The following is a 23,060-nucleotide window of genomic DNA, read 5'->3' as shown; positions in this document are numbered from 1 at the left end:
CTGGGTTCGGATTTGTATCAGAATTTTAGTGAAATGGTGTTACATCTATGCAACGTCTCTAAAATACAGAATAAAGTGCATCTTTATCAAGAAATGGTCTAAGTACTAGGTTTCATCCAACACGGCTAAAACAGATTTTGGTAATAATTTATCTTTAAACCAAATGATTTTTGCCGGCACATTATCTAACTTAACTCCGGCTTTTTCCAAATTCAATCTTTCCGAGATTGCCAAGATTAAATTATCGCAACCAGAACGCCGGACTTGAGAAAACTTTTTTTGTAAATATTCTGGTCGCCAATAACCAACTATTTCTAATAAAAATTCTCTACCATCAGGATGAACTAAGCGAAAGTCGGGAATCATCACACTCCCAGGAATGGGAATTAAATCTACTTCTCTTTCTAATGCCCATGCTGTTTTTAAGGCATCCCATTTATCAGCAAAGGATGCTTCTAGCATACTATCGTAGGGTTTACCTTTGGAGTAATGAGAGACTAAACCGCATTCGGAATTAAGGGTAAATCTGCCTGTTTTCCATGTATCTGTGTAGACATCACGGGTTTGTAATGTGGCTGCTAGACTCCATTTGGTGACATGAAGTAAGGCGGGGATAAGTTTGGCGATCGCTAACCCATAGCGTGTACTAGAATTAAATAAGCTGGTCGGCCCGTCAACGGTAATTGTAAACCCGTGGTCAGCATCACCTTCAATGTAAGCCATGAGTTGAAATAGCTTGAGATAGCGGAATAAGAGTTTATATTCCCCTGGAACATTGCGATGAGCATTTAAAATTAACTTACTCGCTTTATAGAATATTCCCTGCACCTGGGACAAGTTATAGCGATTTAATATATCTACTGGTGTGGGAACATCAAAGTTTGTCAAAATCTTATTTTCAGACAAATCAGCATAAAGTCCATCACGGACTTGTTCTAGTAAAATTTCCCGTTCTAATTCTTGAGTTAATTCATCAGCAATTTTGCTCAATGTCAGTTGTGTTGATTCCCGACTAGGTGCGGATTTCGCAGCCAAGGAAAACACTCTTTCTCTCAATATTGGTGGTTCTAGAGGACTCACTACTTCAAAGGTGCAGAAATTGCTTTTGATAATGTAAGCTAAACCCCGCTTAACTCGATAATCTGTAGCGTCTCCTTCTAAATCCAAAAGTTGATTTTCCAAAAAGCCTTGAGTCTTACCTTGTGCTGCTTGAAAACAACTGATTAATTCATTGGTTAAATCAATTGTTTTCTGATCAATCTTCAGTCTTTTTGGTATTATTTCTTCGCCGTTTAGGCGATGGCTTAGGAGTTCCGTTGGTAGCATTTCCCTGGTTGTTGGCTGATGAATTATCGACTACATAATTAATTTCTATTTGCTCGGCAGCTTTAGCAGTTGTTCCCTTACCACTACCATAAATAACCTGCAAATTTCCTTGTCTTTCTTCCCCTCGTCGCCGTGCAGAAGTATTTTCCTCGCTGGTATCTTCCGCTATCACTTCATATAAAATCGCCTGTTTATTTTGAATATTTCCCTTACGTAAAATCCTACCTAAACGTTGAATATATTCTCTAGTTGAGCCTGTCCCAGATAAAATAATGGCGATAGAAGCAGCCGGCACATCAACACCTTCATTCAATACATGGGAAGCAACTAAAGTATTATATTCACCTTCTCGAAATTTAGTTAATATTTCGTGGCGTTCTTTGACTGGTGTTTGATGAGTGATGGCGGGAATCAGTAAATCTTGAGATATTTTATAAACGGTAGCATTATCAGCTGTGAAAATTAACACCCGTTCTGGATAATGCTTGGTGAGTAAATTGGCTAAAACTCTCAACTTGCTATCAGTCCCCAAGGCGATTTCTTTAGCTTCGCGGTGGGCTAACATGGCTCTACGTCCAGATTGCGATCGCGCACTCATCTGCACAAACATCTGCCAGCCTTGTATACTACCCAAAGAAACCTTTGATTGGCGTAAGAAATCGTTGCGAATTTGAATTAAATTGTTGTATCTTTCCCGTTCCTGCTGAGATAACTTCACTTTAATCTGCACAATTTCGTGTTCAGCCAACGCCTTCCCCGCCAAATCCTCAGCACGTTTGCGATAAACTTCCTGTCCAATGAGAATATTTAAATCGGCGTGTTTACCATCGGTGCGTTCTGGGGTGGCTGATAATCCCAGACGGTAGGGAGCGATCGCATATTCGGCAATCACCTTGCTAAAATCTGTAGGTAAATGATGGCACTCATCAAACACAATCAAAGCATACTGATTCCCCAAGGCTTCGGCGTGAATGGCTGCACTATCGTAAGTTGCAACCAAGATGGGTGATTTGTCCCGTGAACCACCCCCTAGTAAACCCACTTCAGCATCGGGGAACGCCGCCACCAAATGAGCATACCATTGGTGCATCAAATCTAAAGTCGGCACCACAATTAAGGTTGTCCGTGGTGTGGCCTGCATCGCCAACTGCGCCAAATAAGTCTTTCCCGCCGCCGTGGGTAGCACCACGACCCCCTGTCTTCCCGCCAGTTTCCAAGCTGCTAGAGCCTCACTCTGATGGGGATAGGGTTCCATTTCTAAACTGGGAACCAAATCGATGGGGTAAAATTGCTTGGCTTCATCGACAAAAAACACATCTTCGGCTTGCAATGCTTCCACCACAGCGCGGTATCTCATCGCCGGAATCCGAAATTTTTCTACCCTATCATCCCACGTAGCATAATCCATCCAGGCTTTGCCCCGTGGTGGTGGATGCAGAATTAGTGTACCGCGATCGTAGGTTAAGGTGGGAGTACGAGCCATTGGGAAATTGGGGAGTTTGGGAACCTCTTTCAGAATAAGGGGTGATGGGAACTGGTACTAGAATACCAATTCCGTGTTCCAAGAAGAACCCCTCCCCTGCTAGGCTACCGTCTACACACACAAGTCTGATCAACCTTGCCCAATAACCCATTAATTATAGCTGTCGCCAGTAGTGTTAGGACATCATACAGATGATACAACCTAGACACAACAAGACTTTTCACCCAGTCCCCAGTCCCCAGTCCCCAGCCATAATAGCTAAAAACCTAAGTTAGTTAGAAGAAGATGACTTAGGTCTAAGTCTTTCCCGCCAGGAAGGTGTTGGTGCAGAACTTGCTGAGCCAGAACTATTATCTACTGTGGATGAAGACCGTCGAGACCTGCGGGTTGGTTCTGAAGTATCTGATTCTACAACTGCTCTGCGCCGTCTTCTACGGGGTGATTCTTCACTACCACTAGAAACTGATTCTTGGCTACGATATCGTCTACGTCTTCTAGGTGAATCAGTGGGAGTGGTTTCTTCTAATCGTTGGGAGCGTCTTCTGCGTCTGGTTGATGAACCAGTCTCTTGCACTGATTCTTCATTAGGTGTCAGAGGACGATTGAGAATTTGTTTGGCTTTGATGGGTTTTGCTTTAATACTGCCTTTGCGACCTTCCAGTTTTGGTCTTTCGGGAAATTTTGCTATTGGCATTCCCTCTACAGCTTTTTCCATAAATTCATGCCAAGTGTAAGCAGCACTGCCACTACTACCATAAGTAGGACGATTATTATCGTTACCTAACCAAACCCCTGTAACTACTTGGGGAATATAGCCAATAAACCATAAATCGCGGGCTTCATCAGATGTGCCTGTCTTACCAGCAACGGGTCTATTAGGCAGTTGGGCGGCTGCACCTGTGCCTGCTTCGACCACGTTACGCAACATCCAGGTCATAATAGCGGCACTAGTAGGATCAAGCACTCGCTTCGAGTCAAATTTTGCTGACCAGATGACCTCGCCTTTGCGGTTGAGGATACGACGGATGCCATGAGGTTCCGAGTGTAAACCTTGGGTGGCAAAACTGCCGTAAGCACTGGTTAACTCTAAGAGATTGACTTCATTAGAACCAAGGGCTAGAGAATAATGAGGATTGAGTTTTGATTTAATCCCCATGTTCTTGGCTAGTTGAATTGTTGGCTCAAATCCTACATCTAGCATGACTTTCAACGCTACCACATTCACCGAACGGGTGAGGGCATCGCGCATATTCATTGTGCCTCGGAAGGTTTCCCCGTAGTTTTTCGGTTCGTAACCATCGACTACCAAGGGAGCATCTACATAAGTATCGTAGGGGTTTTTGCCAGTGGCGATCGCAGTCGCATAGACAAAACCTTTAAATGTAGAACCTGGCTGACGTTGTGCTTGGGTAACACGGTTAAATTGGTTTTTACCAAAGTCCTGACCCCCAACCATTGCCTTAATTTCCCCATTACGGGGGTCAATGGCGACTAAAGCTGCTTGTTTGAAGTTTTGCCATCGTCCTTGATTGCGTAAAGTTTTAGCAACGGCTGCTTCTGCGGCTTGCTGCCAAGTTGGGTTTAAGCTAGTTTCCACAGTTAAACCCCCATTTGCTAACACTTGGGGGGAAACATACTTGGGTAATTCTTGCTGAATATAGCTGGTGAAGTAGGGGGATTCTACTTGTAACCGCTTGGGTAAACTAGGTTTGAGGGTAATTGCTGCTTGAGTGGCTTCTTGCCTTTGGGCTGGTGTAATAAAGCCCTCTTTTTCCATCCGTTGCAATACCAAATTTCGTCGTTGTTTGGCTGCTTCTGGGTTTTTGTCTGGTGAAAATAAGCTCGGTGCAGGGGGCATTCCCGCGATTGTTGCCGCTTCCGGGAGGGTAAGTTGGTCTACTGGTTTACTAAAGTAAACCCAGGCTGCATCTGCTACACCGTAAGCCCCTGCACCTAAATATACCAAATTTAAATAACGCTCTAAAATCTGGTCTTTGGTTAATTCTTGTTCTAGCTTTTGGGCAAGGCGTACTTCCTTGAGTTTGCGCCAAACTGTACGCTCTTGTTTGAGGAAAAGAATCCGTGATAACTGTTGAGTAATCGTGCTACCACCTTCTACCACATTTTGCGATCGCAAATTATTGACGGCTGCTCTGACAATCCCTTGGGGGTCAATACCTTGGTGCTGACTGAATCTGCTGTCTTCGGAGGCAATAAAAGCTTTTTTGAGGATCTCAGGCATCTTCTCCAGATTGACTTTTTCTCTGGTTGCTTCGCCTTGCTGTTGTAATATAGTGCCATCAACAGCTTTGATGGTAATTGTTTGCTCACGGACGACAGCTTGCAATTCCGCTTTATCAGGTAAAGTTTTATCAATTTCCCCTAATAAGTAGTTGAAGGCAATGATGCCACCGCCTACACTTAAGCCCGCCCAAAACCATACACGGCGATAAATTGGGCGTTCACGGCTTGTAAACCTAGTAACAATCCCAGATGTTATACCACTTATCTGGTTTAATAATTTTCTTTGTCTTACCACCTGCGTTGGCGGTAAGTTCTCGTTTGTGGTTTCCTCTTGCTCGTAACGATTACTAGGTGGCAAGCGCGGTTCCCCCTTGTCAGAGTCACTCAAATTTATTTGCTGATTGCTTGAACCTGGAGGTTAAGTTTCTCCACATTAGTTCGGTGCAGAATATTCTGCACTAACTCTTAAGGGATAGATTAGAGTTTCGTGCAAGACGTTCGTGTTAGTATAATATCCTATAAACAATTAACTGAATTCATTGCTACAGAAAAATGTTTTTAAAGTAAATGTTAAACAAGCAACATTTCAACTTGTAATTACCTCAGGAAATTAATAAAGACCTAATTAATTTTGTTTTCTTATAACGTCAAACCCTGATATAATAGCCGTTTTTAAGTCTTTGAAGCTGTTTTCAATTATTTTTGAGCAACATGATCCCCAATTTTTTAGAGAAGTTGGGGATCTTTAGCTAGAAGCCATCGTCAGATAGGCATGAGTGCTATAGTATTTAAGTAATCAATGTTTGTAAAATAACAACAAATTAAATCATATTGTCTGTTGAGAACAAAAAAAATAGCCCAGAAATATTCACAAAGCACGATGCAGAGTTTAAACCAAAGATACAGGCAAGTGCGATCGCTCTTGGTAGTAATATCGGTGATTCTTTAGCAATATTAGAAGCTGCTACAGCAGAGTTAGCGGCGATTGCAGGTATTCAACTAACAGCAAAATCCAGTTGGTATATAACTAAAGCCGTGGGGCCGCCACAACCAGACTACATCAATGGTTGCATCAGCTTACAAGTACAGATGAGTCCGCTAGAATTGCTAGAAACATTACTAGCAATAGAACAGAAATTTGGGCGGGTGCGTCAAGAACGCTGGGGGCCGCGATCGCTAGACTTGGATTTGTTATTGTATGATGACTTAATTATTGATACACCAACTCTCCAAATACCCCATCCGCGAATGCAAGAGCGAGCCTTTGTTTTAGTACCTCTAGCGGAGATTGCGCCCGACTGGTTAGAACCAATTTCCGGATATGTAATTAGAGAGCTGGTAAAAAAGGTAGACTGTTCTGATGTACATTTGTTAAAGGGCAGTTAAAATCATTACCCAGAGCAGAAAACGCTGATAGAACAATCAATTCCAGTGTTTATCTGTGCTATTTAAGACAAAACAAGCTTAAATTATGCCATTAGGTAGAGAATTACCACAGCTATTAAAACAGCGCTTGTTCTATAAAGGGCGCAAGTTTGATTTTGAAGTTAATCGCTTGCGTTTACCTAACAAAGCTGAAGGAGAATGGGAGTGCATTCGTCACCCCGGCGGCGCTTTAGCTGTGCCTGTAACGCCAGAAGGTAAACTTGTACTCGTCCGCCAATATCGTTTTGCTGTGCAAGGACGGATACTCGAATTTCCCGCAGGAACTTTAGAAACGACAGAAGATCCCTTAACAACAGTCAAGCGCGAAATAGAAGAAGAGACTGGTTATAGCGCCCAAAAGTGGGATAAATTAGGCGAATTTTTCCTCGCACCCGGCTATTCCGACGAAATTATCTACGCTTTCCTGGCACGAGATTTGGAAAAGCTCGATACACCGCCAAAACAAGATGATGACGAAGATATTGAGACTGTACTGTTAACACCAGAAGAACTGGAAAGAGCCATTCTGGACGGGGAACCCATAGACGCGAAGTCAATTACTAGCTTTTTCTTAGCACGGCCGTTTTTAGTTTAAAGTCGGCTGGCTGATATAGATAGATTTTTAGTGGGGGCGTACAGTTATTTGTGCGCCCCTACTAAATTATTTGTATTCTTATTGGTGGAAGCGATCAATTTTGGCAAGCTGGGGCTATTGCAACTGTCGAAAAACAGGTCAAATAATGAATAGCAGGGTGAAATGCTCAATAGAAACAAACACATTTCCCAAGTTGTAGTTACTGCTGCACAAATGCGAGATATAGAAGCGCGTATATTTGCAGCCGGAATGCCTGTATCTGCTTTGATGGAAAAAGTAGCGGGATTAATTGCCAAACGCATTCAAGAGATTTGGGAACCATCTAATCATGTAGGAATCCTCACAGGGCCAGGACATAACGGCGGTGATGGGTTGGTTGTGGCAAGGGAACTGCATTTTAGGGGTTATGATGTTTGGATTTATTTGCCTTTTGATAAGCTGAAGGAGTTAACATCACAACATTTACAATACGCTCAGAGTTTAGGTATACCTTGTTATCAAGAAATTGAGCAATTACCAGATTGTGATTTTTTGGTTGATGGGTTGTTTGGGTTTGGTTTAGAAAGAGAAATTACTGATCCCATCGCTTCAGTAATTAATCAGTTGAATGAATGGAACAAGCCAATTATCAGTATTGATTTACCTTCGGGTTTGCACACTGATACAGGCGAGGTTTTAGGGACGGCGATTCGCGCCAACTATACCTTGTGCTTAGGTTTATGGAAACAAGGTTTGTTGCAGGATCAGGCTTTAGATTATATTGGCAAAGCTGAGTTAATTGATTTTGATATTCCCTGGGCTGATGTGCAAGCTGTATTGGGTGATGTACCCAAAGTCAAACGCATTACACCAACAACAGCCTTATCTACTTTGCCTTTACCTCGTCCACCAGTGACGCACAAGTATAAAGAAGGGCATTTACTATTGATTTGTGGTTCTCGCCGTTATGCAGGTGGGGCAATTTTGACGGCTTTGGGTGCTAGGGGTAGCGGTGTCGGGATGTTATCAATTGCTGTACCCGAATCTCTCAAGCAGCTGTTGGTATCACATTTGCCAGAAGCTTTAGTGATTGGTTGTCCAGAGACGGAAACTGGAGCCATCGCTCAACTACAATTACCAGAGAATACTAACTTAAGTTCCTTTAGTGCGATCGCCTGCGGCCCTGGTTTAACGAAAGATGCTATATCTATTGTGCAGGAAGTATTAGCAAGCGATCGCCCTTTAGTTCTCGATGCTGATGGTTTAAATATTTTGGCACAGTTGGGAACAATCCTCACATTACAACAGCGCCAAGCTGCAACAGTACTCACACCCCATACAGGCGAATTTCACCGATTGTTTCCTGATATTGCTGATGCTAAAGGCGATAGAGTCAAAGCCGTGCAGGAAGCAGCAGCCCAAAGCGGTGCAGTGGTATTGTTAAAAGGAGCGAGAACTGCCATAGCCAATCCTCAAGGTTCAGTATGGATTAATCCTGAAAGTACACCAGCTTTAGCTCGTGGTGGTAGTGGCGATGTGTTAACGGGGTTATTGGGTGGATTGTTGGCACAAGCGGTAAATAAAGCAATACCTGTAGAGGATATTGTGGCTACGGCTGCATGGTGGCACGGACAAGCAGGTATTTTAGCCGCCAGTGAGCGTACAGAGTTAGGCGTGGACGCATTTACGTTGTCACAGTATTTGTTGAAAGTGATTGTTGGTCGCTCTTAGGCTGCTCTAGACTTAAGAATAATACTAAAAAGACTATGAGCGATCGCAATATTATCGCTATTGAACCAGATAAAAGAGGTGGTAAGCCCTGTATTCGACGAATGCGAATTACAGTGTACGATGTTTTGGGGTGGTTGGCTGCTGGTATGTTCCATGCAGACATTTTAGAAGACTTTCCCGAATTAACAGCAGAAGACATTCAAGCTTGTTTAGAATTTTTTGCTGACAGTGAGTCTAAAGGACTTGATGAGTATGCGAATTAAGCAAATTTCCGTCAGTGGCTTGTTTGGCATTTTTGATCATGTGATTCCATTAAATATGGATGAGCGAATCACTATTATTCATGGGCCAAATGGTTTTGGTAAAACAGCGATATTAAGAATTTTAAATAGTTTTTTTAACTCTAGATATTCAGAATTAATCGATATTCCATTTAATATATTCAGGCTTGAATTTAATAATAACAGTAGTATCGAAATAATAAAATATACGAAAGAGTTAGAGAATGTAGACGACAGTGATATTATTCTCAAGTTTTATGAAAACGATTCAAAGCCAGTTTCTGTCTCTTTGAAGCCATTGTATCCTTATAATACTTATAAAGCAGTAAATACTTTTCGTTCCGCTCGGTTTGACATAGAAGAACTAGAAGCATTGGTAAGAACTTTCCAGGTTTCTAATGAAGGAACTACTTCTTTAGAAAGAGTCAAATATAATTTAATAGATGTTCCCCCAAACCCAAAATTAAAATCTCAAGAAGAACCTAAATGGTTAGAAAATATAAAAAAATATATTCGTATTCGACTTATTGAATCACAACGCTTGTTGAACTTATCTCCTAATGGTTCATCTAACAAATATTCAATGATATCAACAGTTTCTGCTTATTCTGATGAACTCGCTAAATTGATGCAGGATAAATTTCAGGAATACGGTAAAGTATCTCAGTCTCTTGATAGAACTTTTCCTATTAGAGTAGTGAAGCAACAGCCATCAGCAGATATAACGGATAACCAACTGCGTCAAAATTTAAATGAGCTTGAAGCAACTCGCTCTCGTCTGATAGAAGTGGGACTTTTAGATAACGATGAAGATTCCGAATTTCAAATCCAGCCACAAGATATAGATGAAAGTACTAAAAATGCTTTATCAGTATATATTGAAGATGTGGAAAAAAAACTGAGTGTTTTTGATGATATAGCAAGTAAAATAGATTTATTAAAAAAAATAATTAATAATAAATTTGCCTATTCTTATAAAGAAATAAACTTTAGTAAAGAAAAAGGTTTTATTTTTACGACGCTTTACAATTCATCGTCATCTAATTCCAAAAATCTCTCACCTACAGATTTATCATCTGGTGAACAACATGAATTAGTCCTACTTTATGAACTATTATTTAAAGTCCAACCTAATTCTCTAGTCTTAATTGATGAGCCAGAAATATCACTTCATGTGGGGTGGCAAGTTCAGTTTTTAAAAGATTTGCAAGAAATCACCAAGCTTGCAGACTTAGATATTCTTATGGCTACACATTCGCCAGATATTATTCAAGATCGGTGGGATTTGACGGTTGAATTAAAAAGGCCAGAAAAGTGAGGGATTTTCTTTCTGTTGACCGCGATGCTAATAAAATAAGATTACTAAGAAGTACTTATACAGGCACTTTTTTACTAGTAGAAGGTGGTTCTGATAAAATATTTTATGAGCGATTTACTGACAAATTAACCTGTCAAGTACATACAGTTTCGGGAAAGCCTTCTAGCAAGCAACGTGTTATTGCAGTGCTGAAAATTTTGGAACAATCAGATTTTCCAGGAGTGTTAGCAATTGTCGATGCAGATTTTGAGCGTTTGACAACTTTCTCATATAGCAGTCCTAATTTGATTCGCACCGACACCCATGATTTAGAAACTATGCTGATTAAATCACCAGCATTAGATAAATTAATTGCTGAGTTTGGTTCTGAAGAGAAAATTAATCAGTTTCGGCGAGATATCAGATTAGCATTACTTGAAGCTGCTATTGTAGTAGGATATTTACTTTTCATTTCTTTAAGTAATGAACTAAATTTAACATTTGATGGGATTACATTTAGTAAATTTATTGATGAACAAACTCTGCTAATTGATGAACTTAAATTGATTAAGGAAGTAAAAAATAAATCTCAGGCTTTTTCTTTGAAGGATGAAGACTTACAACAAAAACTATTAAACCAGAAAAGCAATAATTATGATCCCTGGCAAGTATGTTGTGGTCATGATTTAGTAGAAATTCTGTCTCTTAGTTTACGCAAAGTTTTAGGAAGCAACAAACCTAGCGACATTGAACCAAAAAGTCTTGAGCGTATTTTGCGGCTGGCTTATGAAGATGTTTATTTTCGTGAGACACAAATATATTCAGATATTCGTGTATGGGAAAATAAAAATCAGCCATTTCAGATTTTACGGAATACTATGCAGTAGCAGTCTTTATCAGCATTTTTTCCACACCAAAATAACAACCAGGCATGATGAGCATCAACTTATTTGCGTTCTTCCATGCCAAAGACGCGCCGGACAAGAGACTGTATCAAACTAGGAGTCAATTGATAAGCCGCCTTCCAAAAGTTAGCTGAACCTACGACGACATCAGAACGCTTGTTTTTGACTGCACTCCAAATTGCTTTGGCTACATCTTCTGGTTTTTCTAGTACAGGCATTTGAATCGCCTTACCTACTAATTCAGTCCGTGCTTGCGCTATTTCTTCATCTTTACCACGGAAAATTGCTCGTTCCATAAGTTGGGTGCTGATGAAGCTGGGATAAATGCCGCTAACGTGAATGCCTTTAGGTGATAATTCTGCGTGTAGGGATTTTGTCAACCCTGTTATGGCGTATTTGCTGGCTGTGTAAGGCACATGGTAAGGAATAGGTTCTAAACCACCAATAGAACTGACATTCACAATAGTTCCTGCACAACGCTGGAGAAAATAGGGCAATATGGCATAAATGGTATGAATATAACCCCACAAATTAGTGTCAATAATTTGATGCCGATCTTCTAAGCTGAAATTTTCTACAGAACCCAAGCAAAAGATACCTGCATTATTAATTAATACATCTACTTGACCAAAATGAGCGATCGCCTTTTGTATCATGTTATTAACTTGTGTAGCATCTTTGACATCGGTAGGAATGGCGATCGCTTCTTGTCCCAGTTCCCGTATCTCGGTGGCGATCGCTTCTAAACGATCAGGTTGGCGAGCTGCCAGCACAACATTATAATTTTGACGGGCAAATAATAATGCTGTGGCTTTGCCAATACCTTGAGATGCGCCTGTGATAATTACTGTATTAGTCATATAACTGTTGACTTGAGCTTCTACAATACAGAAACACCTGAAAATGCTTGAATACAAGTCCATGAAATATCATCTGAGTCTTTAATGTCTCTTTCTATGTGTGTATTTTCTTGATTGATGAGCCACAAAGCCACCTTTTATCCGAGTACACAGATGGGTGTACACCATAGGCGTTTAAATGCTATTGCAGAGATTGGTATTAACGAGATTCTTGGAGGTAAGGCAAATCTGCTAGACGATGCTGCACACTCATGGTCTTACTAGACAAAATTACACGAACGTGGCGATCGCTCCCTAAATAAGTATGTACCCAAGTGAGTAACACTAGCAAACGACTGCGGTAGCCGGGAAGATAAACTAGATGAACTCCCAGCCACATCAACCAAGCCAAGAAACCTGTAAAAGCAAACGCACCAATTTTCCCCACACCCGAATAACAGCCAATAATTGCCAATCTACCTTTATTGAAATAGTTAAAAGGCTTTGGTGATTTTCCTCGTATTTGCTGCTGAATATTGCGTGCTACCGCCACACCTTGCTGAAGCGCCTCCGGTGCAACTCCAGATAATGACTTACCGTTCTTTTCCACATAAGCCAAATCCCCAATTGCATATACATTGGGATGTTCCAACGCTTGTAAAGTGGGATGAACTACAATTTTGCCCTTATGCGCCACAGGTAACTCCTCTAAGACTCCAGGGAGGTTGGCTTCTAAACCCGCAGTCCAAATCACGCTGGCGGAGGGAATAATTTCCGCGTTTTCTAGGTGGACAAATCCTTGTGTAAGTTGGCTGACTCTCGTTTGCAGATAAACTTCAACTCCTAGCTGATGCAATTTTTTGTAAGTGTAGTTTCCTAACTTTTTGGGAAATTCCACTAATAAGCGATCGCCCGATTGCACTAGAATTATTTTCACTTCCCCAAAACCTATGGTGGGATAATCCCGACGCAAGCAGCCGCGCAGCATCTCTACCAAAGCACCGGCCATCTCCACCCCAGTTGCACCACCACCTACAATGGTAAAAGTTAGTAATTGTCGCCGTTTTGCTGCATCAGATTCTTGAATAGCTTGTTCAAAACAGGAAAAAATATGATTGCGTAGGGCAACAGCTTCTTCTAAACTTCTCATGGGAAAAGCGTATTCTTCAGCGCCGCTAACTCCCCAAAACTGAGTCCGACTACCAGTCGCCAGCACCAAAAAGTCATAATCAATTGCACCCTTAGCTGTTTTGACAATCTGCCCAGAAAAATCAATCTGCTCAACCTCAGCCATGAGAAACTGAACTTGAGGCTTTTGATGTTGCCTTCTATAGTTAAAAGAGAAACGACGCAAAATCGTCCGGATGGGGTAAGCAATATATTCTGGTTCTATTTGCCCGGTGGCTACCTGATAAAGTAACGGAACAAAAGTATGATAATTATGGCGATCGATTAGTAATACATCTGCACCAGAATTAGCTAAAGATTGGGCAGCTTGTAAACCACCAAATCCAGCACCAACAATAACAACGCGGCGATTCCTCATCATTCCCCTCTTGATTGAGTTGGCTGGCAATAACTATTGAATATTAAGAAAATGTAATAAATTGATAATATAGCAATTATAAATAAGTTGTCAGAAAAAACACACCCTAGCCAACATTCTCATCGTTCACTCTAGGATGTATATATTCTCGATTCCTTCACAGAATATTTACATCCAAAAATAAAAATAAAGGGTATGAGGATGTAAGTTTTGAAAACCATCACATCCTTATACCCCGTCAAATCAAAGAGACTCGTTGCAGAAACCCACAATACCTATTTATTTTTCTCCAAATAGATTTGAATATTAGTTTTGTCAACTAACTCACCAGATAGCTGTTTCACATTTTTCAACTGAGTATTAAATGTGAGGAATTTTTTGCCATCCTGTTTGAATAATAAAGTGACCGTATTATTATTGTTAACTGTGGCGACTAATGTACCACTTTGTAAAACTATATCTTTGTTGGTCTTAACATCAGAACCCCAAAATTTCCAACTTCCTTGTTTAATAGCTCCAGGTTGAGATGAAACATCTATTTCTACAACTGTTCTAACATCATCACCCTTGCTGCCTATTGATCCTTTCCAATTGCCTACAATAGAAGGTGCAGGACTAAACACCTTATTAATTTGATGATTACCTTGTTTTAATATGGGAACGTTTGCCGAAACTTGATTGTTACTACTCAAAAATGAGATGTTGCTAATAATAGTTGTTGTTACCAAAGTTGCCAATGTCAAAGATTTAGTAGAGACCTGCATATCGATTCACTCCGTCAGTAAGTTTTTGTAATTAACGTCTTCACTTACTCACTAGATCCGTTCGCAACTTTTTATGCAGTGATTAAAAATTCTGGGAGGCTATCTGGTATATCTGAATGGCTATGAAAACGAAAAATCAAGGGTTTGGACAAGGGTATAGGAACTATCTAACCCGTTAGCTATATATTGCCACCTGTATTAATGTATATTAAATCAGCTTATGTTACGTGAATTTGCTAGTCGAGACGAATTAATAGCTTACCTGCGTGAACAATTTCCCCAAGCCACAGAAAGAAGTGATAATATTAGTGATACCAAGGGTGGAAGGCAAGCCGCCCAGAAAGCTCTACAAAAAGTTAACCCTGCTACCTACGCAAAAACACGTAACTTTTTGACTGGTGATGTAACCAGACTCTCACCCTACATCCGCTATGGAGTTTTGAGCCTGAGAGAAATACGAGATTATGTATTAGATAACGTCAAACACTCTGATGATGCTACAAAACTCATTAATGAATTAGGTTGGCGCGATTATTGGCAGCGATTGTATGTCAAGCTAGGCAATGGTATCTGGGAAGACCAGGAAGAATATAAGACTGGTTACACTCCCGCAGAATACGCATCTGATTTAGCTACGGATATCAAAGAAGGCAAAACAGGATTAGTTTGTATCGACAGCTTCAGCCGCGAATTACGGGAAACTGGCTACTTACACAACCATATGAGAATGTGGCTAGCTGCCTACATCGTCCATTGGCGGCGTATTCGCTGGCAAGAGGGAGCCAAATGGTTCCTAGAACACCTCTTAGATGGTGATCCTGCTAGTAATAATATGTCCTGGCAATGGGTAGCCAGCACCTTTAGTCAAAAACCATATTTTTTCAACCGCGAGAACCTAGAACGCTATACCAAAAGTATTTATTGTCAAAAATGCCCTTTATATGGTCATTGCAATTTTGAAGGTAGCTACGAAGAATTAGAACAGCAACTTTTTCCCAAAGGAAAATTTACCAGACAACCCAACAGTCAAAGTTGGCAACGTGGGAAGAAAAAGTAGTTATTGATAATTAGTCATTTATTCATTTGCCCATTTCCTAATTTATCCTCGCCATTTCTAATATGAATAAACCAATTGTGTGGATACATGGTGATTGTCTCAGTCCCCTCAACCCAGCCTTACAAGAATACCCGGATGCCCCGGCTATTTGGGTTTGGGACGATGCTTTAATAGAAGAATGGCAATTAAGCCTAAAACGCATCACTTTTATTTATGAATGCTTGCTAGAGTTACCTGTGGAAATTCGCCGTGGTAATGTGGCACAAGAAATTATAGGTTTTGCCAAAGAACATCATGCTGATTTAGTAGCGACAGCCAATAGTCCCAGCCCCAGATTCGATAATATCTGTGATGAAATAGAGCGTTCTTTAAAATTAGAGGTTTGGGAAGTAGAACCGTTTTTTGACTACGACGGTTACATAGATTTAAAGCGATTCTCTCGCTATTGGAAAGTAGCAGAAAAGTATGTATTTGAATAGTTAATTTTATTAATTCGTATCACACAGAGACGCAAAGATACAGTGAGTTTCATCAGCTAGCAAAAATCACCAATCAAATGATTATGTCCACAGTGTGCATAAATGAATTGGAGTGATATGTTAAGACATACATCTATTCACAAAAATCAGAGCTTGTATAAATCATTGACTAATTTGTAGTACTAAATGCTGTGGCTTAAACAATTGAGTGTTTTGTCGCAGTACTGAAAATTTTTGCTGAATGTAGGTTAGCAATTCCTTTACTTTTAGAGTATCCTTTGTCAGATTACCTTGGCACTTATACCAATTCTCCAGAATTTGCGCCAAATAAATGATGTAGAGACGTTGTATGTAACGTCTCTACAGTACAGAATAAAGTGCATCTTCATTAAGAAACGGTACTATCCAGACGTAGGCGAAGAATCTACCTTTGTTTCCTCGGAGACACTATGCAAATGAATAAAGTTCTAATTAATGACACTACACTACGCGATGGAGAGCAAGCGGCGGGTGTTGCTTTTAGCGTAGAGGAAAAAATCGCGATCGCCAAATTTCTGGATGCGATCGGTGTGGATGAAATCGAAGTGGGAATACCCGCAATGGGTAAAGCAGAACAAGAGGCGATCGCTAATATTGTGAAGTTGAATTTGTCCGCCAATCTACTTGGTTGGAACCGCGCCGTGATTTCTGATATTCAGGCTTCCATCGCTTGTGGTTTACAGCGAGTACATATCTCTATTCCCGTTTCTGCAATCCAAATCGCCGCCAAATTTCACGGACAATGGCAAGTAGTTTTACAAAAACTCCACGACAGTATTAGCTTTGCTGTTGACCAAGGTTTATTTGTATCCATCGGTGGTGAAGACTCATCAAGAGCCGAAGAAAGCTTCCTCCTTGATGTAGTACTGGCTGCTCAAGAATGGGGTGCCTCACGGTTTCGCTTTTGTGACACAGTAGGTATTCTTGACCCATTTACTACCCACGCCAAAATAAAACAATTGGTGGCATCTTTGACAATACCTGTAGAAATGCACACCCACAATGATTTTGGTTTGGCAACAGCTAACGCTCTCGCAGGTATCAAAGCAGGCGCTTTATCGGTAAATACTACTGTGAATGGATTGGGTGAACGAGCTGGGAATGCTGCTTTAGAAGAGGTGGTTATGGCTCTCAAGCACTTGTATCACCATGATTTAGGAATTGATACGCGGCGTTTACTGGAAATATCTCAACTCGTAGTATCAGCATCAGGTCATCCTGTACCACCTTGGAAAGCAATTGTTGGTGAAAATACTTTTGCTCACGAATCCGGGATTCATGCTCATGGTGTACTGCAAAATCCCCAGACCTACGAACCATTTGCACCAGAAGAAGTAGGGAGAGAGCGCCGTTTAGTTGTGGGTAAACATTCTGGTAGACATTTACTGTCCAGTATTTTGCAGCAACACGACATTATTCTCAATCACGAAGAAACCCAATCTGTCTTAGATGCAGTTAGACAAGAATCAGTAGAAAAAAAACGCAGCCTCACACCTCAAGAACTTTTACATTTAGTGCAGACAAAACAACATTTTCGTGCCTGTTGAATGAGGTTCTTTGTCCTCTGCCTTTCCCTATAAATCTCTATAAATAAAATTAACGTGCGCCCTTGTTGAAGACTCACGTTAATTTTTAATTCAAATTGCCTAACAAACTTTTTATTTCTGGATAGATATAGCCGTAGCCAGATAGATTAACGTCAGTTCGATGACCTCTCCCCAAACCCCTCTCTCTTGAAAAGTTCTGTTCGCTCTTAGCGTTGGCGAAGCCATCGGAGGAAACCTCCGCTCAGACTTTTCGCTCCGACGCGGAGAGGGGCTTAAATATCCTGAAAGTTCAACGAAAAATTAGGGTTTTGAAGCCTCTCTTCTTGCAGGGGAGCCAGTGCGTTGGGCGGCTTTGCCGACTTGTTCGCGCAGCGTTCCCGAAGGGTAGCAACTGGCGTGAGAGGTTTGGAGAGGGGTTTTTTAAATTCGTCGAGTTCACGTTAGATGAGGAAAACAGAGGGCTTTCAAGTCTGTCAACCGTCAACCGTTGATTTAATTTAAAAGATAAACTCTGGCTGTATCTGTTTCTAAAAAAAGCTGTGATGGTCTGGTAATTATCCCATTATCAGAAATTTTAAAGATTGGCCATAGTTTCTGCAAATCTGATGGCGTAAATTTTACATAGTATGGTTTTTCATAATTTGTATCATTCAGGAAAGTACCGTCTATAAAAAGTAATCTTTTGGGATGAATAACATAATTACCAGATGTACAAATATTTACAACTTCAATATTTTTCCGCGTGATATTAGTATCAATGTAATTGTACTGGTTATTAACTTTTCTTCGGTTTTTAACTCTAGGGTCGCAAAGAACTGCACGAGGCGGTAACTGATTGATTATTTGGGTTATATCTGCTGTGTTTATTACCCGATTATTACCATATTTACTTAGCATAAACTGATAATCATAAAATAAATTAGTAAAGCACGATATGAAAATAATGATGCCAGTACATATATAAAAAATCCGTTTTACACGGTTAGAAAAATCAATATATGCAAGAGATGTAATTGTTAAAACAATAGGCGCAAATAAAATAAGTATCTTGTAGTGAAAAACAGTTATTTCTGAATCAAGATTTGAAGCAGCATAAAGATAAATAGCCCATGTGGAACACCAAATCAACCAAATATATTTGTTTCCCTTAAATTTTGTAATTCCTAAGTATGTAACTAGAGATAGAAAAACAACCGATATGGCTAAATAAATCCATGACGGATTCCAAAGATAGGCTTCTTGTAATAATTTATAATAATTTATAAATATATTGCTCAGTCTTTTACCCAAACTCATTAACGCGGAATTGTCTGATGATGATTTAGCCCCAATAACAGTTTTAAGAATAATTTTTGTATTGCGAAAACCACGACCAAATTCACCGACCCAATATGGAAATAAAGCGAGGATAGCCGACAGAATGCTGATGATAGGTAGGCTTATTAATGAGTAACGCTTTCTTTTCGTAATTTTATATATAAAAATTAAGCAACTAATGGTAAACACTATTGGCATAATAAATAGTGTTGAAGAATGTAAACTAATTAATATTGCTAAAACTAATCCATACCCAGCCCATAGTATAGTCTGAACTAAAAAAGAAAATTTTTCCTCCATTTGCCAATAATACAGTAATGTAAAAGCCAGTAGAAAAAAAGGAATTGAGCTAGGATTCCATTGAAAATTGCTGATAAATATTTCTCCATAAAGAGTGCTATACCAAAAGCCTGCTAAACCACTCAAGAAAATTCTCGTTTGTGTTTGAAGATTTTCTAGCAATTGATAAACTAAATAAATTAATAGGGGAATAGATAAAAAAGAAAATAAAGCGTTCGGTAATGCTTGAAAAACTGGATCTGCTCCTAAAATCGTAAATGGAAAGAACAGATAATAATAAAGAGGTAGGATATGATGTCTACCTACAGTAGTGACTTGAGGACCGAGGGTCGGCCATTCTCCTTTCCACATATTAATAACGGCAAAGGCATCTCTAACTTGATCAGAATCTTGACCGATATCAAATGAAACATATTGAAAAACGGCAATAATTCTGGTGATAAAACCTACAGCGATCGCTAAAAATATCAGACTGTATCCTATAAGCGTAATCTTACTAAGATGCTTTAACTCTGAGCTAAGTTTAAACATGATAGTTATGTGATGAATAATGATGATAGGAACTTGAATACTTACTGTTTAAGCATTTATTTCCAGTATCATACATCACGAGTTTATAAATTTTTGTTTTTTTATTGCTATGTATCCATAAAGATACTTAGAAAATTAAGCTTATTGGGTGGGACGAGAAGCGTATTAGTTTTGCGTTTCTCGTCTCAATTTACTAGATGTATCTAATACTTCCTCTCCTGTGGCTGAAACATGGTAATTGTCACTGGGCGATATTGAATGTCAATCCCCGCAGGTGAATAGTAAGCCATTGTGTGTTGCAGGAACTTGGTATCATCTCGCTGTGGGTAATCTTCGCGGAAGTGTGCGCCACGACTTTCTTGACGATTTAAAGCTGAGGCTAAAATCATCTGTCCGACTATCATTAAACTCCGCAACTCTAAAGCTTCTACTAGTTCAGTATTCCAACAACTGCCTTTATCATCTAAGTATATTTGACTGTATTTTTGTTGTATTTCTGTGATTTTTTGCCAACCTTGACTCATTAAATCTTGAGTGCGGAAAACGCCACAGTAATCTGTCATTGCGTCTTGAAAAGCTTGACGGACTTGATTGATTCGATACTCTCCTGGCTGTTCCAGTAAAGCTTGAATTTCTTGCTGGGCTTGTTTGACGTAACGTTGTTCATCTATGGCAGGTAATTTACGGTTCTGTACATATTGAGCGATCGCCGCCCCAGTTCGTTTACCATAAACTACACATTCTAATAAAGAATTACTACCGAGACGATTTGCCCCGTGGACAGATACACAAGATGTTTCACCAGCCGCAAAAAACCCTTCAACCAGGCCATCGCCACTGCTGCGGACTCTACCATCGGTATTTACAGGGATACCACCCATACAATAGTGAATTGTCGGCCGGACTGGCATTGGTTGAGTGACTGCATCCACACCGACTAGGCGGTGGGCTTCTTCCCAACAGAAGGGGACGCGACTCATAATTTTTTCCTTGCCCATGTGGCGTAAATCCAGATAGACAAAGGGGCCACCAGGGCTGCCATCCAAATTGACACCACGTCCAGCCCGAATTTCATAAGCGATCGCCCGTGAGGTAATATCGCGGGGTGCTAGTTCCATACGACTGGGTGCATAAGTCGCCATAAAGCGATCGCCTTCACTATTAATTAAATACGCCCCTTCTCCCCGCACAGCCTCGGAAATCAAGACACCAACTGGATACAAACCCGTGGGATGGAATTGGACAAACTCCATGTCTTCCAGAGGTAACCCAGCGATCGCACTCATCGCCAAGCCATCACCAGTAGAGGCATAATCGTTAGAAGTAGTGTTATAAACGCGACCATAACCCCCGGTGGCAAACATCACCGCCTTAGCCCGGACAACCTCAATATGCCCGTCTAACAGGCTGTACATGACTAAACCCTTCGCCTCATTTTCTTCTAAAATCAGGCGCATCACGTACCACTCTTGATAAATATGCACACCATAACGCCGCAAATTATTTACCAACTCATGTAGAATAGCGTGACCAGTCTTATCAGCTGCGTAACAGGTGCGATCGTGGGAGTGTCCACCAAAAGCCCGTTGAGCAATGCGGCCATCAGGGAGACGTGAGAACAAAACCCCCATATGTTCCAGGTCTATCACTACATCTGGGGCTTCCTGAGTCAGAATTGCCACAGCATCTTGGTCTGCTAAATAATCAGAACCTTTGACAGTATCAAAAGCGTGAGCTTCCCAAGTATCAGAAGAATCGACATTCTTCAGTGATGCAGCCATACCACCTTGAGCTGCAACAGAGTGGGAACGAATGGGGTGAGTTTTGGCAACCACCGCCACATTTAAACTAGGGTCAGTACGGGCAATTTCCACAGCCGCCCGACATCCCGCCAGCCCACCCCCGACAATAATCACATCATGCTCTAGCATATTAACCATCGACTGCAAAAGACTGCTGTTCTATTGTAGAGAGGTGATTCACTCAGCAGTTTTGCATTTTTACAAAAAAATTCCCTGCCAGTAGACAGGGAACTTACAAAATTCAAAATTCAACATTAGTTAATAATATCAACTTGTGGCTTGTACAGGTTGTTGTTGGGAAACATTGCCAGGAATAGGTTCGGTCTTTGTTCCTGGTTCTACCGCCATAACTTCAATATGATTTAATAATGTTGTTACAAAAGCAAACAACAAGAAAGGTAAAGATAAAAGCACGACCAGACCTACGGTTGCTAAAGCATACACTGGTCTTCTCGCGCCCATTAGTGCTAAAGCTGATGCCAAACTGAGGGTAACAGTAATTAACCAGACAATTATTTGACCGTAGATATCACCAAAGGTCAAAGTACAGATAAAACGATATTTTTGATTATTATTTTTGCTCATTTATTTCTGCCTCAAGTCTCTCCTATAGGTTCTACGTTAAAACCATGTTTGACAGGCAGACAATTTCTCAATATTTTTCCAAGGTTTGTAATATCACTTCACATGATCTAAGTGGGGAGCAGGGGAGCAGAGGAGTAGAGGAGCAAAGAAGAATACTATGAACTATTGACCAATCACAACTGACAACTGACAACTAGCTCAGGACTCATTACAAAAGATTACAAAATTTGTCATATATTGGTTTTGCACCCGTCTTGATGGGTGTCTATTTTTGTGTGCAGCGAATAAAATTCGCCTGAATAAATAAACCCATGAGTCAAATAGTCTGGATCGCAAGACACGCCAACCGCCTCGACTTTGTTAACCCCGACTGGTTTCTCACCGCAGAAAGACGTTATGATCCACCCTTGTCTGATGATGGGATGGTACAAGCTAAACAGCTTGCTCAACGTTTACGAGAGGAAAAGATCACTCATATTTTTGCTTCTCCTTTTCTGCGAACAGTACAAACAGCTAACGCCGTAGCAGAGGTTTTGGATTTGCCCATAAATCTAGAAACGGGTTTGAGTGAATGGCTTAATCCTGCTTGGATGACTGAAGAACCAGAAAAACTATCAACTCCAGCCTTAGCAGAATTATTTCCCCGAATTGATCTCGGTTACACAGCACGCATTGCAGCCAACTATCCCGAAACCCATGAAGAAGTCAGGGCGCGTTCGGGACAAACAGCCCGATGTTTAGTAACTGAATGTTTTCCAGATAATATTTTGTTGGTAGCACATGGGGCTTCTGTGCTGGGGGCGGCTATGGGGCTAGTAGGAGAAATTGCCAAAACTGAAGTTAAAGCTTCCTTATGTTCCTTAGTCAAAGTTGTGCGTTATGGCCCGGATTGGTTGCTAGAACTAAAAGGAGACACTTCTCATTTGACTCAGGTAGAAGAAGTTATCCGATTTGCATAAGCTGTTGACTGTTGACCACTAACTAAATT

General features: G+C 40.6%; 19 protein-coding genes. 10 read left to right on the top strand and 9 right to left on the bottom strand.

Going from position 1 to position 23,060, the window contains the following annotated elements:
* Nucleotides 1-105: 105 nt before the first annotated feature.
* From GSQ19_RS10000 to GSQ19_RS09990, 3 genes are all read right to left on the bottom strand, one after another.
* Nucleotides 106-1,326: a DUF790 family protein gene (locus tag GSQ19_RS10000; RefSeq protein ID WP_011317806.1), complete on the bottom strand. Its 1,221-nt coding sequence runs from the start codon at nucleotides 1,324-1,326 to the stop codon at nucleotides 106-108.
* A complete protein-coding gene (locus GSQ19_RS09995; protein ID WP_011317805.1) occupies nucleotides 1,256-2,809 on the bottom strand; it encodes a DEAD/DEAH box helicase family protein in 1,554 nt (517 codons plus the stop codon). The genes GSQ19_RS10000 and GSQ19_RS09995 overlap by 71 nt, the downstream gene beginning before the upstream one ends.
* A gap of 271 nt (nucleotides 2,810-3,080) precedes the next feature.
* Nucleotides 3,081-5,411, bottom strand: a complete 2,331-nt coding sequence (locus GSQ19_RS09990) for a transglycosylase domain-containing protein (protein WP_011317804.1) — start codon at nucleotides 5,409-5,411, stop codon at nucleotides 3,081-3,083.
* 506 nt (nucleotides 5,412-5,917) lie between these two features.
* Between GSQ19_RS09990 and folK the strand changes: the two genes are divergently transcribed.
* The 6 genes from folK to GSQ19_RS09960 all read left to right on the top strand — a co-directional run bounded on the left by folK (nucleotide 5,918) and on the right by GSQ19_RS09960 (nucleotide 11,248).
* The gene (gene folK, locus GSQ19_RS09985) at nucleotides 5,918-6,439 is read left to right on the top strand and encodes a 2-amino-4-hydroxy-6-hydroxymethyldihydropteridine diphosphokinase (protein ID WP_104010010.1); all 522 of its coding nucleotides are present in this window, start codon (nucleotides 5,918-5,920) and stop codon (nucleotides 6,437-6,439) included.
* 85 nt (nucleotides 6,440-6,524) lie between these two features.
* Nucleotides 6,525-7,073: an NUDIX hydrolase gene (locus GSQ19_RS09980; protein ID WP_011317802.1), complete on the top strand. Its 549-nt coding sequence runs from the start codon at nucleotides 6,525-6,527 to the stop codon at nucleotides 7,071-7,073.
* 162 nt (nucleotides 7,074-7,235) lie between these two features.
* Complete coding sequence (locus GSQ19_RS09975) at nucleotides 7,236-8,783, top strand: bifunctional ADP-dependent NAD(P)H-hydrate dehydratase/NAD(P)H-hydrate epimerase (RefSeq protein WP_011317801.1); 1,548 nt, start codon at nucleotides 7,236-7,238, stop codon at nucleotides 8,781-8,783.
* Nucleotides 8,784-8,818: 35 nt separating this feature from the next.
* Entirely contained in the window at nucleotides 8,819-9,046 is a 228-nt protein-coding gene (locus GSQ19_RS09970; protein ID WP_011317800.1) for a DUF433 domain-containing protein, read from the top strand.
* Nucleotides 9,036-10,382, top strand: coding sequence for an AAA family ATPase (locus GSQ19_RS09965; RefSeq protein WP_011317799.1), 1,347 nt, complete (start codon nucleotides 9,036-9,038; stop codon nucleotides 10,380-10,382). The genes GSQ19_RS09970 and GSQ19_RS09965 overlap by 11 nt, the downstream gene beginning before the upstream one ends.
* Nucleotides 10,379-11,248: a DUF4435 domain-containing protein gene (locus GSQ19_RS09960; protein ID WP_011317798.1), complete on the top strand. Its 870-nt coding sequence runs from the start codon at nucleotides 10,379-10,381 to the stop codon at nucleotides 11,246-11,248. The genes GSQ19_RS09965 and GSQ19_RS09960 overlap by 4 nt, the downstream gene beginning before the upstream one ends.
* Nucleotides 11,249-11,307: 59 nt before the next feature.
* On the opposite strand, the gene GSQ19_RS09955 is transcribed toward GSQ19_RS09960, so the two are convergent.
* The 3 genes from GSQ19_RS09955 to GSQ19_RS09945 all read right to left on the bottom strand — a co-directional run bounded on the left by GSQ19_RS09955 (nucleotide 11,308) and on the right by GSQ19_RS09945 (nucleotide 14,415).
* On the bottom strand, nucleotides 11,308-12,126 hold the full coding sequence (locus GSQ19_RS09955) for an SDR family NAD(P)-dependent oxidoreductase (protein WP_197992837.1): 819 nt from the start codon (nucleotides 12,124-12,126) through the stop codon (nucleotides 11,308-11,310).
* Nucleotides 12,127-12,325: 199 nt separating this feature from the next.
* Nucleotides 12,326-13,654: an NAD(P)/FAD-dependent oxidoreductase gene (locus GSQ19_RS09950; protein ID WP_224311623.1), complete on the bottom strand. Its 1,329-nt coding sequence runs from the start codon at nucleotides 13,652-13,654 to the stop codon at nucleotides 12,326-12,328.
* 272 nt (nucleotides 13,655-13,926) lie between these two features.
* Nucleotides 13,927-14,415, bottom strand: a complete 489-nt coding sequence (locus GSQ19_RS09945) for a hypothetical protein (RefSeq protein WP_011317795.1) — start codon at nucleotides 14,413-14,415, stop codon at nucleotides 13,927-13,929.
* A gap of 220 nt (nucleotides 14,416-14,635) precedes the next feature.
* Here GSQ19_RS09945 and GSQ19_RS09940 point away from each other — a divergent pair, with 220 nt between their 5' ends.
* From GSQ19_RS09940 to nifV, 3 genes are all read left to right on the top strand, one after another.
* Complete coding sequence (locus tag GSQ19_RS09940; protein ID WP_011317794.1) at nucleotides 14,636-15,472, top strand: FAD-binding domain-containing protein; 837 nt, start codon at nucleotides 14,636-14,638, stop codon at nucleotides 15,470-15,472.
* 62 nt (nucleotides 15,473-15,534) lie between these two features.
* Nucleotides 15,535-15,951, top strand: a complete 417-nt coding sequence (locus GSQ19_RS09935; protein ID WP_011317793.1) for a DNA polymerase — start codon at nucleotides 15,535-15,537, stop codon at nucleotides 15,949-15,951.
* 455 nt (nucleotides 15,952-16,406) lie between these two features.
* On the top strand, nucleotides 16,407-17,537 hold the full coding sequence (nifV, locus tag GSQ19_RS09930; RefSeq protein WP_041456624.1) for a homocitrate synthase: 1,131 nt from the start codon (nucleotides 16,407-16,409) through the stop codon (nucleotides 17,535-17,537).
* A 492-nt stretch (nucleotides 17,538-18,029) separates the two neighbouring features.
* On the opposite strand, the gene GSQ19_RS09925 is transcribed toward nifV, so the two are convergent.
* From GSQ19_RS09925 to GSQ19_RS09915, 3 genes are all read right to left on the bottom strand, one after another.
* A complete protein-coding gene (locus tag GSQ19_RS09925) occupies nucleotides 18,030-19,685 on the bottom strand; it encodes a hypothetical protein (RefSeq protein WP_011317791.1) in 1,656 nt (551 codons plus the stop codon).
* A 203-nt stretch (nucleotides 19,686-19,888) separates the two neighbouring features.
* Entirely contained in the window at nucleotides 19,889-21,616 is a 1,728-nt protein-coding gene (locus tag GSQ19_RS09920) for a succinate dehydrogenase/fumarate reductase flavoprotein subunit (protein ID WP_041456623.1), read from the bottom strand.
* 138 nt (nucleotides 21,617-21,754) lie between these two features.
* Nucleotides 21,755-22,072 (bottom strand): hypothetical protein, encoded by a 318-nt coding sequence (locus GSQ19_RS09915; RefSeq protein WP_011317789.1) that lies wholly within the window; start codon nucleotides 22,070-22,072, stop codon nucleotides 21,755-21,757.
* 311 nt (nucleotides 22,073-22,383) lie between these two features.
* Here GSQ19_RS09915 and GSQ19_RS09910 point away from each other — a divergent pair, with 311 nt between their 5' ends.
* On the top strand, nucleotides 22,384-23,031 hold the full coding sequence (locus tag GSQ19_RS09910; RefSeq protein WP_011317788.1) for a histidine phosphatase family protein: 648 nt from the start codon (nucleotides 22,384-22,386) through the stop codon (nucleotides 23,029-23,031).
* Nucleotides 23,032-23,060: the final 29 nt, after the last annotated feature.

This window comes from Trichormus variabilis 0441, assembly GCF_009856605.1.
Classification (GTDB): Bacteria; Cyanobacteriota; Cyanobacteriia; order Cyanobacteriales; family Nostocaceae; genus Trichormus; species Trichormus variabilis.
This window is presented reverse-complemented; position numbering and strand designations above follow the sequence as displayed.